Source organism: Novosphingobium profundi, from assembly GCF_018491765.1.
Taxonomy (GTDB): domain Bacteria; phylum Pseudomonadota; class Alphaproteobacteria; order Sphingomonadales; family Sphingomonadaceae; genus Novosphingobium; species Novosphingobium profundi.
The window spans coordinates 93,868-107,865 of record NZ_JABWCU010000005.1; the positions used below are offsets into that span (position 1 = coordinate 93,868).

The following is a 13,998-nucleotide window of genomic DNA, read 5'->3' on the forward strand; positions in this document are numbered from 1 at the left end:
CCTCAGGCGGTTCCGCCGACCGTCAGGCCTTCGACCACGAGCGTGGGCTGGCCCACGCCCGCAGGCACGCTCTGCCCGCCCTTGCCGCACACGCCGATGCCGCGGTCGAGCTCTAGATCGTTGCCGATGCCGGTTACGCGGGTCAGAACCGAAGGGCCGTCGCCGATGATCGTCGCGCCCTTGATCGGCGCGCCCAGCTTGCCGTTCTCGACCATGTAGGCCTCGGTGCACGAAAACACGAACTTGCCCGACACGATGTCGACCTGACCGCCACCGAAGTTCTTGGTGTAGATGCCCTTCTTGACCCGGCTGAGCAGTTCGGCGGGATCGTCGCGGCCCGATTTCATGAACGTGTTGGTCATGCGCGGCATCGGCGCGTGGGCGTAGCTTTCGCGTCGGCCGTTGCCGGTGGGCGCGACGCCCATCAGGCGCGCGTTGAGGCGGTCCTGCATGTAGCCCTTGAGGATGCCGTCCTCGATCAGCACGGTTTCCTGGGTGGGGGTACCCTCGTCGTCGATCGAGAGCGACCCGCGCCGGTCGGCGATCGAGCCGTCGTCGACGATGGTGACCCCGGGCGCGGCGACACGCTCGCCGATCCGTCCTGAGAAGGCCGAGGTGCCCTTGCGGTTGAAGTCGCCCTCGAGGCCGTGGCCGACTGCCTCGTGGAGGATCACGCCGGGCCAGCCCGGGGCCATGATCACGGTCATTTCGCCAGCCGGCGCATCGATGCTCTCGAGGTTGACCAGCGCCTGTTCGAGCGCGCCGTCGATCGCCTGGTTCCAGTTCTCGGGGCGGAACAGGTCGTCGTAGAGCCAGCGCCCGCCCATGCCGAACGAACCGGTCTCGCGCCTTCCGTTGCTTTCCGCGACGATCGAGACCGAAAGGCGCACCAGCGGGCGCACGTCGGTAGCGATGAAGCCGTCGGGGCGCACGATCTCGACCACCGACCACGAGCCCGAGAGGCTGGCGCTGACTTGCGCCACCCGGGGATCGCGCGCGCGGGCGGCCGCGTCGATCGTCTCGAGCAGCTTCACTTTTTCGCCAAAGCCCACCAGGTCGAGCGGCGAGGCGTCGGTGTAGAGATGGCGGTTGCTCTTGAGCGGGGCGGGGGCCTTTGGGCCACGTGCGGGATCGAGCAGTTGCAGCGTCTCGCCGGCGCGGCGGATGGCCTTGGCCGAAATCTCGTTGGCGTGGGCGAAGCCGGTCATCTCGCCCGACACGCCGCGCAGGCCGAAGCCTGCGTCGCGCGAATAGTCGGCGGTCTTGAGCCGGCCGTCGTCGAAGCCGAAGGCCTCGCTCGCCACGAACTGCATGTAGAGTTCGCCGTCCTCGCAGGTGCGCAGCGTTTCGGCGGCGAGCGCCTGCGCCTCTTCGGGTGAGAGATGGCGGTAGAGCAGCGAGCGGGGGTCAGCGGAAGACGACATCGTGCCGATATAGGCGCGCGCGGGCCGTTGCGAAAGGTCGCAAGGCGCATTGCACGCGATTCGCCGTGAAGGCCGCCCCCCGCAGGGCGGCTAGTTGTACGTGAAGGCGGTCACGACGTCGTGGCGCGTCTCGCACTTGAACGTCATCTTCTTGATCTTGGTGGTGCCGTCCTTCTGGCGCAGCGCGACGTCGACTTGCGCGCGCACGGCGGCGCGGCCGTCGTCCTTCTTGTCGGTGTCCTCGACCTTGCGCATCGAAACGTCGACGGCGCCGAGTTTCTCGCCGCGCACCTTGGCCTCCTTCATGCAGGCGGCGACAGCGGTGTCGCGCGCGTCGGCGTCGGCGGACATGGAGTCCTGGGCGAGGGCGTGGTTGCTGAGGGCAAGTCCCAGCAGCAGCGCTTTCGCGCTCACGTAGGTCATCCAGCGATCGTAACGCATTCTAGCCTCCATTCTCGGGCGGGAATGCGCGGACATTGTGCTGTCTCGGGAGCTACGCCTATCGGGGCCGGCCCGAGTAGCGTACGGCGACAACCCTTGGCGGGCACGGCTCAAGTTCTTGGCGGGCCGCAGGATTCGGAAACTGGAAAAGGGCCGGTGCGAAGCCGGCCCGGGTTGCCCTCAGGCCGCCTGCTGGTCGGCCGGGCCGCCCTTGAGCACGAAGCGGCGGTCGCAATAGCCGCACTCGACGTAGCCCTTCTCGTCGATCTCGAGCCAGACCCGGGGATGGCCAAGAGCGGCTCCGCCACGGATGTCGGTGGCCCCGTCGCAGGAGACGCGGTGGGAATCGGTGAATACGGTTTCGGGCGCGTTCGTCATGAACCGTGCCTCTATCAGCGAGTTGTTTCGATTTCCAGCGCCAAACATGCACTTTGTACCCGTGCGGCATCGCGTTTCTACCGCAGGTCTGGGGCAGGGTGGCCTCGGGGCAATGGCCTTCCCGGTGCGCGCTCGGGACTTTACCTTGTCGCAAAGCTGGCCCACATGGGGCCGCATGACTGCTTCCTCCCCGGCTTCCAGCCCCGCCATCTCCATCCGTGATCTCGTCAAGCGATATGCCGCAGTCGGCAAGGCCGAGGCCAAGCTGGCCCTGAAGGGCGTCAGCTTCGACGTTCCGCAGGGCGAGATCTTCGGCCTGCTCGGACCCAACGGGGCGGGCAAGTCGACCCTGATCAACATCATGGCCGGGCTTGTGCGCAAGACCTCGGGTACGGTCGATATCTGGGGGCACGACATCGACCGCGACCAGCGCAACGCCAAGCGTGCGATCGGCATCGTGCCGCAGGAAATCGTCTTCGATCCCTTCTTCACTCCCTTCGAGGTGCTCGAGAATCAGGCGGGCTTCTACGGTATCACCAAGCATCTGCGCCGTTCCGAGGAACTGCTGCGCGCGGTCCACCTGGCCGACAAGCGCGATGCCTATGCGCGCAGCCTGTCGGGAGGCATGAAGCGGCGTCTGCTCATTGCCAAGGCGCTGGTGCACCAGCCTCCGGTGCTCGTACTCGACGAGCCGACGGCGGGCGTCGACGTGGAATTGCGGCGTCAGCTCTGGGAACTGGTGCAGGAGATGAACCGTGAGGGCGTGACGATCGTCCTCACCACCCACTATCTCGAGGAAGCCGAGGAGCTGTGCGACCGCATCGCGATCATCAACCACGGCGAACTGATCACCAACAAGCCGACCCGCGACCTGGTCGGCATGGCGCGCGAGAAGGTGCTGTTGCTGACGCTCGACAAGCCGGTTGCCGCGCTTCCCGATCATCCCGGCTTCATCAAGTGTCGCCAGGTCGGCGAGAACGGGCTCGAGATTACCTACGACAAGGACCGCACGAATGCGGGCGAGCTGCTTTCCGCGCTTCAGGCGCAAGGGCTGTCGGTGATCGACGTGACAACGCGCGAGGCGGATCTCGAGGATGTCTTTGTCAGCCTGACGGCTTCGGCGCTCTGAACACGGGCGCGGGCTTTGGTCCCGCGCGCCGGTGAGCGGCAGCGCCTCACTTCGGTGTCGGTGTGGCGCCCTGGGGTTCGTCGTCCAGCCAATCCTTTAGCCAGACGTTCTTCTTGCGACGGCGAATCGGGGCGTTGCACTGCGTGCAGGTGGAAACGAAGTGCTTGCCGTCCCATTGCGCGTGCTCGCGATCGGGCGTGTGCCGGTTGAGCCAGCACAGGGGAATGGCGCTAATCGTTCTCCTTCTGGATGTGGATGCTTTGGTTCTGGTCATAATTGCTGCAATTCTCGATCTACGGCGGTCATCAGCCATTCCTGTCCACGGACGGGAAGCGGCGTTCGGCAATGCGTATAGGTTTGGAATTCCGAACTATTGGGAGTGCAATTCAGAATCTTGTTTCTAAACGGTTTTTGGGACCGAAGCTGCGCCTGCACGACGAAGTGTGAGCGAAGACGTCCATTTTGCTGACCCGAAAGCGATGCGACAATCGGTTGTACTGGATTAGCTCCAGTTTGATTGGAAATATCTATATTGGTTCCGATTCTGCAATGCAACAAAAGACATCTGCGTAAGCCAGATATCTTGCGAATGTTGCGCCGCCCCGGCAAGGAGGCGCGATGCAGGATAATGCCACAAGTAACGCGCCTTATGACGTCATCGTGATTGGCTCGGGCGCCGCGGGTCTCACCGCGGCGCTGGCGCTCGCCGAGCGCCTCCGGGTCCTGGTCCTGGCCAAGGGTGGACTGGACGGCGGATCGACGGCCTGGGCGCAAGGCGGAATTGCCGCCGTTCTCGACCAGGGCGACACGTTCGAGGAACACATCCACGATACGATGGTCGCCGGAGCCGGGTTGAACCGGCGCGAGACCGTGGAGTTCGTGATCGAGCGGGCACCGCATGCGATTGCCCGCCTGCTTGATCTGGGCGTACCGTTCAACACCGAGGGCGGCGAGCTGCACCTCACGCGCGAGGGGGGGCATTCGCACCGCCGCATCGTCCACGTCAACGATGCCACCGGCTGGGCGGTGCAGGAGGCGCTGCTGCGCGCGGCGCACGCCAATCCGAACATCACGCTCCTGCCGGGGCGTTCGTGCATCGACCTGATCACCGGGCGCCACGAGGAACGCTATTCGGGTTCGGGCCGGGTCTGGGGTGTCTACGCGCTCGACGAAGTGAGCGGCAAAGTCGAGGCGCACACGGCACGCGCGACGATCCTGGCGACCGGTGGGGCCGGGCGCGTCTACCAGTTCAGCACCGCGCCGCGCGGGGCGACCGGAGATGGCATCGCCATGGCCTGGCGCGCGGGCGCGCGCGTCTCGAACATGGAGATGATGCAGTTCCACCCGACCTGCCTCTATAACCTGGAGGTCAAGAACTTCCTCATTACCGAGGCGGTGCGCGGCGAGGGCGGCCATCTCAGGCACCCGGTGACCGGGCACCGCTTCATGCCTGACTACGACGCACGCGCCGAACTTGCCCCGCGCGACATCGTGGCGCGCGCGATCGATGACCAGATCAAGCGCTACGGCCTCGATTTCGTGCATCTCGACATCAGCCACAAGCCGCCCGAATTCGTGCGCGAGCATTTCCCCAACATCCACGAGAAGCTGCTTTCGCTCGGCATCGACATGACGAAGGAGCCGATCCCGGTGGTGCCCGCGCAGCACTACACTTGTGGAGGCGTGCTGATCGATCTCGACGGCAAGACCGACCTGCCCGGGCTCTACGCGGCGGGCGAGTGCACCGAGAGTGGCCTGCACGGGGCCAATCGCCTCGCGTCCAATTCGCTGCTCGAATGCTTCGTGTTCGGCGATGCGGCGGCGAGCCACATCCTCGACCACTGGGACGCCTTCGACGCGCCGCCGCCGGTACGCGGCTGGGACGCGAGCCGGGTGACCGATTCCGACGAGGAAGTCGTCATCAAGCAGAACTGGACCGAGATCCGTCGCTTCATGTGGAACTACGTGGGGATCGTGCGCACGACCAAGCGGCTCGAGCGCGCCATGCACCGCATCCAGATGCTGAATGGCGAGATCGAGGAATACTACCGCCACTTCCGCGTTTCGACCGATCTCATCGAGCTGCGCAACCTGCTCCAGTCCGCCGAGCTGATCGTGCGTTCGGCGCTTCGGCGCAGCGAGAGCCGCGGACTGCACTTCACGCTCGACTTCCCCGCGACCGGGGCCGAGCCTCACGACACGGTGCTCGTCCCCTGAGGCTGGGCCGGGTGATCCGGGCCGTCCGGCCCTGCGGGATCACATCCCGATGTGGAGCACGTGGCCGAGGAAAATCAGCACCATCGCGCCCAGGATCGAGGCAAGGCAGCCGGCGCGGTTGAAGTCGCGGCTCCCGCGTGAGGTGACGAGGCCGGCGACCAGCGAGCCGCCGATGCCCAGCAGGATCGTCGCGATCCACGACATCGGTACGTCGCCGGGATAGAAGAAGCGGGCGAGAATGCCGATGACGAGGCCGCTGATGATGGCGCCGATGATGTTGAACATGGTCGTCTCCTTGCTGGTGGCCCGAGGGGACCTGAATGGGGGCCTAGTGGGGCCTGGTGGGGCCGGGCGGGATCGCGGGATGAAAGTCGCGCGCGGCCTCGCGGTTGCATGGCTGGGGCAGGTAGGCATCGTCTTATCGTCGCACCGCCAATGCGCGCCGACCGACACCTTGCACCGCCGCGCGCTGCGACTCATGTCCGGCAGGTGCGGCGTGCGGGGAGGCGTTCAACGCAACATCTGGTGCCATTTGCACGCTTGGCTGGGCACAACTTGTGGTTCCTTGGCTTGACTCTGGCGGTCTCGGGACTCGCTCTGTCGCATATCTGATTCGTTTCGTCGGCAAATTTTGTGGAAAAAAATATAGACTTGGCGGACCGATTTTAGCTTGCGTTCGATCTAGTCGAAGGACTTCTCACGCGTCGCTGCGGGTTGCCGGGCTGGCGGTCGGTCGATGGACCCGTCGCGGGGCGCCGGGCCCCCTCTTGCGCTACATCGCAGAAACGGCACTATGGGTTGTGGCGCTTCGGCGGATGAACCTCTAGACCTTGATCGATCGCGGAAACTGTCCGCGTGTCGCTTCGAATGCGATTTCGAGGTCTCTGGTTCGATTCCCCCGGACGCCGACGGGTCGGGCGCGGGGGCTTAATGTTCTCCTTTTGTGCTGAGCGTGGTAGGCTGGGGTGCCCCGGTCGATTCGTTCGAGCGCCGCTGCGGGCCCGTGCGGAACACATCGGGTCGTCCCTTAGGGATGGCTCGCCAACCAATGGGGCTTGCAAGTGGATTTCAGGAACGGAAACGAGGACCGGATCGATAGCGCCGACCTTGGCGCCAACGCCGCGGACACGCTCGAGACCCCGTCGGTCACGGCAGGCAACATGAACAAGGAGACGGGCGTGAGCCCGGCAATTGCAATGGACAAGTCGGATACGGCAAGCGCGGATCTGGTTTCCGCGGCCGCCGCGGCATCGGCCGCCGCAGCCGCTGTGGCGGCCACGCAGAAGATCGATTCCAAGTCGATCAACCCGCGCCGCTTCAAGATCACGACCAACGCCGAGCGCGATGCGCTGCTGACCGAGTTCGGCAAGGAAACGCTCGAGGACCGCTACCTTCTGCCTGGCGAGAAGTACCAGGACCTCTTCGCGCGCGTCGCCGACGCCTACGCCGACGACGAGCCGCACGCGCAGCGTCTCTACGACTACATCTCCAAGCTCTGGTTCATGCCCGCCACGCCCGTTCTCTCGAACGGCGGCACCGGGCGCGGCCTTCCCATCTCGTGCTACCTCAACTCGGTGGAAGACAGCCTGGAAGGCATCGTCAACACCTGGAACGAGAACGTCTGGCTCGCCTCGCGCGGCGGCGGCATCGGCACCTATTGGGGCAACGTGCGCGGGATCGGCGAGCCGGTCGGCCTCAACGGCAAGACCAGCGGCATCATTCCCTTCGTGCGCGTGATGGACTCGCTGACGCTGGCGATCAGCCAGGGCTCGCTGCGCCGTGGCTCGGCCGCGTGCTACATCGACGTCTCGCACCCCGAGATCGAGGAATTCCTCGAGATCCGCACCACCACGGGTGACTTCAACCGCAAGGCGCTGAACCTGCACCACGGTGTGCTGCTTTCGGACGAGTTCATGGAAGCGGTGCGCGACGGCGCCAAGTTCGACCTCAAGAGCCCCAAGGACGGCGCGGTGCGCTCCACGGTCGATGCGCGTTCGCTGTTCCAGAAGCTGGTCGAAGTGCGCCTGCGCACCGGCGAGCCCTACCTCGTCTTCTCCGACACCGTGAACCGAATGATGCCCAAGCATCACCGCGATCTGGGCCTCAAGGTCTCGACTTCGAACCTGTGTTCGGAAATCACGCTGCCCACCGGCCGCGATCACCTGGGCAACGACCGCACCGCGGTGTGCTGCCTCTCCTCGCTCAACCTCGAAACCTGGGAAGAGTGGAAGGGCGAAAAGCGCTTCGTCGAGGACGTGCTGCGCTTCCTCGACAACGTCCTGCAGGACTTCATCGAGCGCGCGCCCGACGAGATGGCCCGCGCCAAGTACTCGGCCGCGCGCGAGCGTTCGGTGGGCATGGGCGTCATGGGCTTCCACTCCTACCTGCAGAAGAAGAACATCGCCTTCGAGAGCGCGATGGCCAAGGCCTTCAACCTTCAGATGTTCCAGTACATCAACCAGAAGGCCAACGAGGCCTCGATGCTGCTGGCGCAAGAGCGCGGAGCCTGCCCCGACGCGGCCGACCAGGGCGTGATGGAGCGTTTCAGCTGCAAGATGGCGATTGCGCCCACCGCGTCGATCTCGATCATCTGCGGCGGCACTTCGGCCTGCATCGAGCCGATCCCGGCCAACATCTACACCCACAAGACGCTTTCGGGCTCGTTCGTGGTCGAGAACCCGTACCTCAAGAAGCTGCTCGCCGCGAAGTCGAAGGATTCCACCAACGTGTGGAATTCGATCCTCGAGCACGGCGGTTCGGTCCAGCACCTCGACTTCCTCTCGCCGGAGGAAAAGGCGGTGTTCAAGACCAGCTTCGAGATCGACCAGCGCTGGCTGCTCGAATTCGCGGGCGATCGCACCCCCTACATCGACCAGGCGCAGTCGCTGAACCTGTTCATCCCCGCCGACGTCGACAAGTGGGACCTGCTCATGCTGCACTACCAGGCGTGGGAAAAGGGCATCAAGTCGCTCTACTACCTGCGTTCCAAGTCGGTGCAGCGCGCCGGTTTCGCGGGCTCGGGCGGCGTCGAGGCGGACAACACCTCGATCGCGCCCAAGTTCGAGATCGGCGAGACGACCGACTACGACGAGTGCCTTGCCTGCCAATAAGGCGCTGCCCGTAAAGGCTAGCCACCAAGGCATGGCCTGGAGGCAAACAGGAAAGCCCGGCATCTCGCGAGAGGTGCCGGGCTTTCCTGTTCAGAACCTCGCTCGCGAGGCTGGTGCCTGGAGCGGTCGATGAGATCGCATCTGATCGATCGCTCCAGTCCCTTGTTTTTACGCATTTTCGGAAACGTCAGGTGATTCCGCCTGACTCGAAAATGCTCTAGTTGGCGCCCGCGCCGATGGGTATGGGCGTGCCGGCCTTGAGGTAGACGCGGTTGTCGTCGATCTTGTCGACGTTCTCCAGCGCGATGAAGTGGTGCGCGCCGTCCGAACTGTCGGAGCGGGTCAGCTTGATTTGGTCGTCCTTGACGTCGTCGACGGTGCCGACATGGCGACCATCGGTGTCGGTGACTTCCATGTGCTCGTGGATGCGCAGCTTCTCGAACATAAGCTCTCTCCTTTTGCGTTTTCGATCAATTGCTTGATACTAGGACAACGGGGCTGGGGCGGGGTTCGTTCCGGGACCCGTCGCGCCCGGGCAACGCCTCGTGGAATCGCGGCGTCTTACCAATTGAGACAAATTGCGGCTTGAGGCCGGGGCGGGCCTGCGCTTTTCCGGAGGCCACAACGCAGAGATATCGAATGGAAAAGGGGTACGAATTTACCATGCGCAAATGGCACCGATGGCTTTCACTCTTCTTCGGCGTTTTCATGCTCTGGATCGCGGCAACCGGCGTGCTGAGCCAGGTCGCGGTGCTCTGGCCGGGCGGCGCCCCCGACGCGGCGGCGCAGGCGGCTGCGGCTCCGCCGGCGGGCTTCGAGTGCCCGCAAGGCTGGCGCTGCATGCCCCCGCGCGGCGATGCGAGCGGCATTCGCGGGATGGTCGGCCTGTTCCACCACCTCCACTCGGGCGAAACGTTCGGCCCGCTCGGCACCGCGATCTCGCTGCTCTCGGGCCTTGCTTTGGTGTTCTTCTCGATTTCGGGCATCTGGCTCTACGTCCAGATGTGGCGCTTTCGCAAGAATCGCAGCCTCGCGCCGCGCTGGTTCTGGAAATAGGCGCACTTCGCCGCGACAACGCCGCTCGACGGCGCAATGACGCAAAAAGGGGCCCGGATCAGGCGATCCGGGCCCCTTTTTGCGCAAATCGGTGGTAAAGGGTGTGTCAGCCTTCGCCAGCCATGCCGAACATGGCATCGCCCCGGTCGCTGAGGAGAAGGCCCTGTTCGCCCACCCCGTCGACCTGGCTCAATTCGATGAAGCCATGGCCGCCGTCACCGGCCAGCATGATTTCTTCGCCCTTCATGCTTTCGACCTGGCCCAGGCACGTGCCTTCGGCGTCGATCACGTTCATGCCCTTGCGGATGGTGCCGACGACAGTCGTCCAGACGGTTTCGGCGGGGTCGGGGGCGGGGTGCAGGTTCACGGTCATGGCGCGCCTTTCGTGGGATGCGAAAAATTCGCTTCGGGCTATGCCAAGGCAACGCGACGGTGGCCCCGCGGGTTCCCGGGGCGGGCCCGTTTCGGCGGCCTCAACGGGCTTGCATCAAGCTTCTGCGGCGAGTCGCGCCTTCCCGGGCAGGCACTAGGTCTAGCGTCGGAATTCTTGACGGTGCGCTAGATATATGATTCCTCGTTCTTAAATCTGTGCAAAATTGCTTTCGGCCCCTGCCCAAGTGGGGGGTAGAATGGCTATCGAGTTTGCTCCGCGACGGCCTGGCCCAAGCGGGCCGAAACATAGCCAAAATTGAACAAGGGGACGTAAGCGCTGTGCCTCGCGGTGTTTGCGTCCTGTCGCCCAGAATCGACAATCCATCGGAGTGAGTCGCCCATGCCCCTTCTCGACGCGCGCAAGACCTACAAGCCTTTCGAGTACCCCTGGGCTTACGACTACTGGAAGCGCCAGCAGCAGCTGCACTGGCTGCCCGAGGAAGTGCCGCTGGGCGAGGACTGCCGCGACTGGGCGCAGAAGCTCTCCGAGCACGAGCGCAACCTGCTCACGCAGATCTTCCGCTTCTTCACGCAGGCCGACGTCGAGGTGCAGGACTGCTACCACGAGAAGTACGGCCGCGTGTTCAAGCCGACCGAGATCAAGATGATGCTCACCGCCTTCTCCAACATGGAGACGGTGCACATCGCGGCCTATTCGCACCTGCTCGACACGATCGGCATGCCCGAGAGCGAGTATGGCATGTTCCTTGAGTACTCCGAGCTCAAGGACAAGCACGACTATTTGCAGAAGTTCGGCGTCGATTCGGACGAGGACATCGCGCGCACGCTGGCCATGTTCGGCGGCTTCACCGAGGGCGTGCAGCTCTTCGCCAGCTTCGCCATGCTGATGAACTTCCCGCGCTTCAACAAGATGAAGGGCATGGGCCAGATCGTCTCGTGGTCGGTGCGCGACGAATCGCTGCACTGCGAGGGCATCACCCAGTTGTTCCACGCCTTCACCAAGGAGCGCGGTTGCCTGACCAAGGCGGTCAAGGACGACATCGCCGACGTCTGCCAGACCACCGTGCGCCTGGAAGACAACTTCATCGACCTCGCCTTCGAGCAGGGGCCGGTCCCGGGCATGACCGCCAAGGACATCAAGAAGTACATCCGCTTCATCGCCGACTGGCGCCTTGACCAGCTGGGCCTCAAGCCGATCTTCATGATCGAGGAGCACCCGCTGCCCTGGCTTCAGCCGCTGCTCAACGGCGTCGAGCACGCCAACTTCTTCGAAACCCGCGCGACCGAGTACTCCAAGGGCGCGACGCGCGGCGACTGGAACACCGTGTGGTCGAACTTCGACTCGCGCAAGAAGGTCAAGGCCAACGACGAGGCCGAGGATGATGGCAGCGAGCCGGGCCTGTTCGAGGGCACCCAGGCGGCCGAATAATCCCGGAAACGGCGCCATCGCTCCCAAGGGGCGGTGGCAAGTCCTTGCGAACACGCGTCAAATGGCACCAGCGCAACCAACGCTGGTGCTTTTGCGTTTTACCGGCAGATCCCCTTCGCCAAAGGAGCTGCCTTATGTTCCGTAATGCCCGTAATGGCCTGGCGCTGGCGCCGGCCCTGTTCGCTGCCCTGACCGTCGCCGCCACTGCGAGCCCCGCGCTCGCCCAGGACGGCCGCATCGCCCGCACCGACGTCGAAGTCGCCAAGGCGATGGCCAATCCCCACGTCCAGATGGTGCGCAACATCTCGCACCGCGAACTCACGCCCGGCACGCCCATCGTCGAAAGCGACGGCACGCTGATCGGTACCGTCGAGAAGGTCGTGGGCGCGACGATCACCGTGGGCGACGGCAACGACCTCTACGAGATTCCGATCGAGCAGCTCTACGCCTATTCGAACGGTGGAGGGGAGGACCACTTCGCCAGCCGCCTGCCCAAGGCCAGGCTCGAGCCGGTCACCCGGCTCGGCGGCTAGATCGGCGCGCCTAGATCGTCCACGAGTCCGGGTTGGGCATCGGCTCGCGCTTCTGCGCGCGCAGCAGGCTCAGCACGGTGCGCACGATGACCAGCACCGAGACCGCGGGCAGGATCAGGAAACCGATCAGCACGACCATCAGCAAGACCCCCAGGATCCCGCCGGCAAGGCCGATCCAGAAGGTGTTGATGAGATATTGGTAGTGGGACAGTTCCCAGTCCGATTTGGCTTCGCCCCGCCACACGAAGGCGAGGACGACACCGATGATCGCGGTCACGCCGGTCAGGAACGAGGCGAAATAGAGCAGGCAGATCACGGTCGGGTTGTTGAACTCGAAACCCGAACTCGAAGCGCCGGATCGCTGGTCGAAGTCGCTCATGCTCTCTCTCCTTGCCGCCAGGTGAAGTCGACAAGGTGACGCATCGTGCTGATGGCGGCAAGAGCGCTGGCCGAGCGGCATGGGGCTCCTGCCGAGCCGCCATGCCGTTCGTCCGTTCGTCGAGCCGTCAGGACAGGCCGAGGAAAAGTCCGGCGAGCGCCGCGCTCATGAGGTTGGAGAGGCTGCCAGCCGCCAGCGCGCGCACGCCCAGCTTGGCGATGATCGGGCGCTGGTTAGGGGCAAGGCCCCCGGTGACCGCCATCTGGATCGCGATCGAGGAGAAGTTTGCAAAACCGCACAAGGCAAAGGTGATCACCGCCACGGTGCGCGCCGAAAGCCCGGTGTCGGCGCCCAGGTCGATAAAGGCGACGAATTCGTTGAGCACGATCTTGGTGCCGAACAGGCTGCCCGCCTGCAGCGCCTGATGCCAGTCGGGTGTGGCGAGCAGGTAGAAGATCGGGGCGAAGATGTAGCCGAGCAGGCCCTGGAAAGTGACGCCGGGGAAACCGAGCAGCGATCCGGCCCAGCCGATGAAGCCGTTCGCCAGCGCGATCAGCGCGACGAAGGCAAGCACCATCGCGCCGACTGCAACCGCCAGCTTGACGCCGGTCTGCGCGCCTTGCGAGGCGGCCATGATGATGTTGGCGGGTTGCTCTTCCTCGTGCTCGACCGGCTCGACCTCGTCGATGTGGACGCCGGGAAGGTGGGTCACGTCGTCGCGGTTGAGCGCGGCGGCGGCCATCCCCGCGGGCGGGGTGGTGCCCCCGTGCACGTCGACGCTGTCGGCCGGACGGTGCAGCGGGTCGGGCATGATCATCTTGGCCATGAAGATGCCGCCCGGTGCCGACATGAAGGCGGCCGCCACCAGGTAGTCGATGCGGATGCCCATCGAGGCGTAGGCGGCGAGGATCGTGCCCGCGACGCCCGCCAGGCCCACGCTCATCACGCAGAACAGCTGCGAGGGATTGAGGTTGGCGAGGTAGGGGCGGATCACCAGTGGGCTCTCGCTCTGGCCAACGAAAATGTTCGAGGCCGCGCACAGGCTTTCCACCTTGCTGATGCCGGTCACCTTCTCCAGCCCGCCGCCGATCCAGCGGATCACCTGCTGCATGATGCCCAGGTAATAGAGGACCGAGATCAGCGAGGCGAAGAAGATGATCACCGGCAGCGCGGAGATCGCGAAGCTGGCGCCGCCGATCTCGGGTTTGGCGAGCGGTCCGAACAGGAAGTTGGTGCCTTGCGCGGCGTAGCCCAGCAGGCTTTCGACGCCCGAGGCGGCGCCCCGCAGCATGCGGTTGCCGAGCGGCACGTAAAGCACGAGCGCGGCGAGCCCGGCCTGCAGCGCGAAGGCCGCGCCCACCACGCGCAGGCGGATCGCCTTGCGGTCGCTGGAAAGCAGGAAGGCGATGGCCATGATGATTGCAATGCCGATGAGGCTGTAGACGACGTGCATCGAGACACGCTTCTCCGTATTCGTGCGTGTGGGGAATCGGCGGAACCTAGAGCCGG

At 64.7% G+C, this 13,998-nt stretch carries 15 protein-coding genes; 6 read left to right on the forward strand and 9 right to left on the reverse strand.

Annotated features, from left to right (window positions below):
• Window positions 1-2 precede the first annotated feature (2 nt).
• The 3 genes from tldD to HT136_RS05765 form a co-directional block, all read right to left on the reverse strand.
• Entirely contained in the window at window positions 3-1,424 is a 1,422-nt protein-coding gene (gene tldD, locus HT136_RS05755; protein WP_214198622.1) for a metalloprotease TldD, read from the reverse strand.
• A gap of 90 nt (window positions 1,425-1,514) precedes the next feature.
• Window positions 1,515-1,865 carry a hypothetical protein gene (locus HT136_RS05760; protein ID WP_214198623.1) on the reverse strand — a complete coding sequence of 117 codons (351 nt, stop codon included), beginning with the start codon at window positions 1,863-1,865 and terminating at the stop codon, window positions 1,515-1,517.
• A 180-nt stretch (window positions 1,866-2,045) separates the two neighbouring features.
• Window positions 2,046-2,243 (reverse strand): zinc-finger domain-containing protein, encoded by a 198-nt coding sequence (locus HT136_RS05765; protein ID WP_214198624.1) that lies wholly within the window; start codon window positions 2,241-2,243, stop codon window positions 2,046-2,048.
• 175 nt (window positions 2,244-2,418) lie between these two features.
• Here HT136_RS05765 and HT136_RS05770 point away from each other — a divergent pair, with 175 nt between their 5' ends.
• Window positions 2,419-3,372, forward strand: coding sequence for an ABC transporter ATP-binding protein (locus tag HT136_RS05770; protein WP_246543391.1), 954 nt, complete (start codon window positions 2,419-2,421; stop codon window positions 3,370-3,372).
• Between the two features lie 46 nt (window positions 3,373-3,418).
• Here HT136_RS05770 and HT136_RS05775 read toward each other — a convergent pair whose 3' ends face one another.
• On the reverse strand, window positions 3,419-3,646 hold the full coding sequence (locus tag HT136_RS05775; protein WP_214198626.1) for a hypothetical protein: 228 nt from the start codon (window positions 3,644-3,646) through the stop codon (window positions 3,419-3,421).
• Window positions 3,647-3,990: 344 nt separating this feature from the next.
• Between HT136_RS05775 and nadB the strand changes: the two genes are divergently transcribed.
• Window positions 3,991-5,589, forward strand: coding sequence for an L-aspartate oxidase (nadB, locus tag HT136_RS05780; protein ID WP_214198627.1), 1,599 nt, complete (start codon window positions 3,991-3,993; stop codon window positions 5,587-5,589).
• Between the two features lie 39 nt (window positions 5,590-5,628).
• Here nadB and HT136_RS05785 read toward each other — a convergent pair whose 3' ends face one another.
• The gene (locus HT136_RS05785; RefSeq protein ID WP_214198628.1) at window positions 5,629-5,874 is read right to left on the reverse strand and encodes a GlsB/YeaQ/YmgE family stress response membrane protein; all 246 of its coding nucleotides are present in this window, start codon (window positions 5,872-5,874) and stop codon (window positions 5,629-5,631) included.
• A gap of 875 nt (window positions 5,875-6,749) precedes the next feature.
• Between HT136_RS05785 and HT136_RS05790 the strand changes: the two genes are divergently transcribed.
• Complete coding sequence (locus tag HT136_RS05790) at window positions 6,750-8,699, forward strand: ribonucleoside-diphosphate reductase subunit alpha (RefSeq protein WP_214198791.1); 1,950 nt, start codon at window positions 6,750-6,752, stop codon at window positions 8,697-8,699.
• 217 nt (window positions 8,700-8,916) lie between these two features.
• Here the strand turns inward: HT136_RS05790 and HT136_RS05795 are convergent, their stop codons facing one another.
• The gene (locus tag HT136_RS05795) at window positions 8,917-9,144 is read right to left on the reverse strand and encodes a DUF2171 domain-containing protein (RefSeq protein ID WP_214198629.1); all 228 of its coding nucleotides are present in this window, start codon (window positions 9,142-9,144) and stop codon (window positions 8,917-8,919) included.
• Between the two features lie 218 nt (window positions 9,145-9,362).
• Between HT136_RS05795 and HT136_RS05800 the strand changes: the two genes are divergently transcribed.
• A complete protein-coding gene (locus HT136_RS05800) occupies window positions 9,363-9,755 on the forward strand; it encodes a PepSY domain-containing protein (protein ID WP_214198630.1) in 393 nt (130 codons plus the stop codon).
• Window positions 9,756-9,861: 106 nt separating this feature from the next.
• On the opposite strand, the gene HT136_RS05805 is transcribed toward HT136_RS05800, so the two are convergent.
• Window positions 9,862-10,128 (reverse strand): DUF2171 domain-containing protein, encoded by a 267-nt coding sequence (locus HT136_RS05805; RefSeq protein ID WP_214198631.1) that lies wholly within the window; start codon window positions 10,126-10,128, stop codon window positions 9,862-9,864.
• 399 nt (window positions 10,129-10,527) lie between these two features.
• On the opposite strand from HT136_RS05805, the gene HT136_RS05810 reads away from it, so the two are divergent.
• Both HT136_RS05810 and HT136_RS05815 read left to right on the forward strand, forming a co-directional pair.
• Window positions 10,528-11,577 (forward strand): ribonucleotide-diphosphate reductase subunit beta, encoded by a 1,050-nt coding sequence (locus tag HT136_RS05810; protein WP_214198632.1) that lies wholly within the window; start codon window positions 10,528-10,530, stop codon window positions 11,575-11,577.
• 134 nt (window positions 11,578-11,711) lie between these two features.
• Window positions 11,712-12,110 (forward strand): hypothetical protein, encoded by a 399-nt coding sequence (locus HT136_RS05815; RefSeq protein ID WP_214198633.1) that lies wholly within the window; start codon window positions 11,712-11,714, stop codon window positions 12,108-12,110.
• 10 nt (window positions 12,111-12,120) lie between these two features.
• On the opposite strand, the gene HT136_RS05820 is transcribed toward HT136_RS05815, so the two are convergent.
• On the reverse strand, window positions 12,121-12,489 hold the full coding sequence (locus tag HT136_RS05820) for a DUF4870 family protein (RefSeq protein WP_214198634.1): 369 nt from the start codon (window positions 12,487-12,489) through the stop codon (window positions 12,121-12,123).
• A 127-nt stretch (window positions 12,490-12,616) separates the two neighbouring features.
• Window positions 12,617-13,942, reverse strand: a complete 1,326-nt coding sequence (locus HT136_RS05825; RefSeq protein WP_214198635.1) for a NupC/NupG family nucleoside CNT transporter — start codon at window positions 13,940-13,942, stop codon at window positions 12,617-12,619.
• Window positions 13,943-13,998: the final 56 nt, after the last annotated feature.

Bases quoted from the DNA above. Each gene is read 5' to 3' on its own strand.
- HT136_RS05810 (WP_214198632.1), top strand. From the start codon at position 10,528: ATGCCCCTTCTCGACGCGCGCAAGACCTACAAGCCTTTCGAGTACCCC.
- HT136_RS05765 (WP_214198624.1), bottom strand. From the start codon at position 2,243: ATGACGAACGCGCCCGAAACCGTATTCACCGATTCCCACCGCGTCTCC.
- HT136_RS05815 (WP_214198633.1), top strand. From the start codon at position 11,712: ATGTTCCGTAATGCCCGTAATGGCCTGGCGCTGGCGCCGGCCCTGTTC.
- tldD (WP_214198622.1), bottom strand. From the start codon at position 1,424: ATGTCGTCTTCCGCTGACCCCCGCTCGCTGCTCTACCGCCATCTCTCA.
- HT136_RS05760 (WP_214198623.1), bottom strand. From the start codon at position 1,865: ATGCGTTACGATCGCTGGATGACCTACGTGAGCGCGAAAGCGCTGCTG.
- HT136_RS05805 (WP_214198631.1), bottom strand. From the start codon at position 10,128: ATGACCGTGAACCTGCACCCCGCCCCCGACCCCGCCGAAACCGTCTGG.
- HT136_RS05820 (WP_214198634.1), bottom strand. From the start codon at position 12,489: ATGAGCGACTTCGACCAGCGATCCGGCGCTTCGAGTTCGGGTTTCGAG.
- HT136_RS05795 (WP_214198629.1), bottom strand. From the start codon at position 9,144: ATGTTCGAGAAGCTGCGCATCCACGAGCACATGGAAGTCACCGACACC.
- HT136_RS05825 (WP_214198635.1), bottom strand. From the start codon at position 13,942: ATGCACGTCGTCTACAGCCTCATCGGCATTGCAATCATCATGGCCATC.
- HT136_RS05770 (WP_246543391.1), top strand. From the start codon at position 2,419: ATGACTGCTTCCTCCCCGGCTTCCAGCCCCGCCATCTCCATCCGTGAT.
- HT136_RS05785 (WP_214198628.1), bottom strand. From the start codon at position 5,874: ATGTTCAACATCATCGGCGCCATCATCAGCGGCCTCGTCATCGGCATT.
- HT136_RS05775 (WP_214198626.1), bottom strand. From the start codon at position 3,646: ATGACCAGAACCAAAGCATCCACATCCAGAAGGAGAACGATTAGCGCC.
- HT136_RS05800 (WP_214198630.1), top strand. From the start codon at position 9,363: ATGCGCAAATGGCACCGATGGCTTTCACTCTTCTTCGGCGTTTTCATG.
- nadB (WP_214198627.1), top strand. From the start codon at position 3,991: ATGCAGGATAATGCCACAAGTAACGCGCCTTATGACGTCATCGTGATT.
- HT136_RS05790 (WP_214198791.1), top strand. From the start codon at position 6,750: ATGAACAAGGAGACGGGCGTGAGCCCGGCAATTGCAATGGACAAGTCG.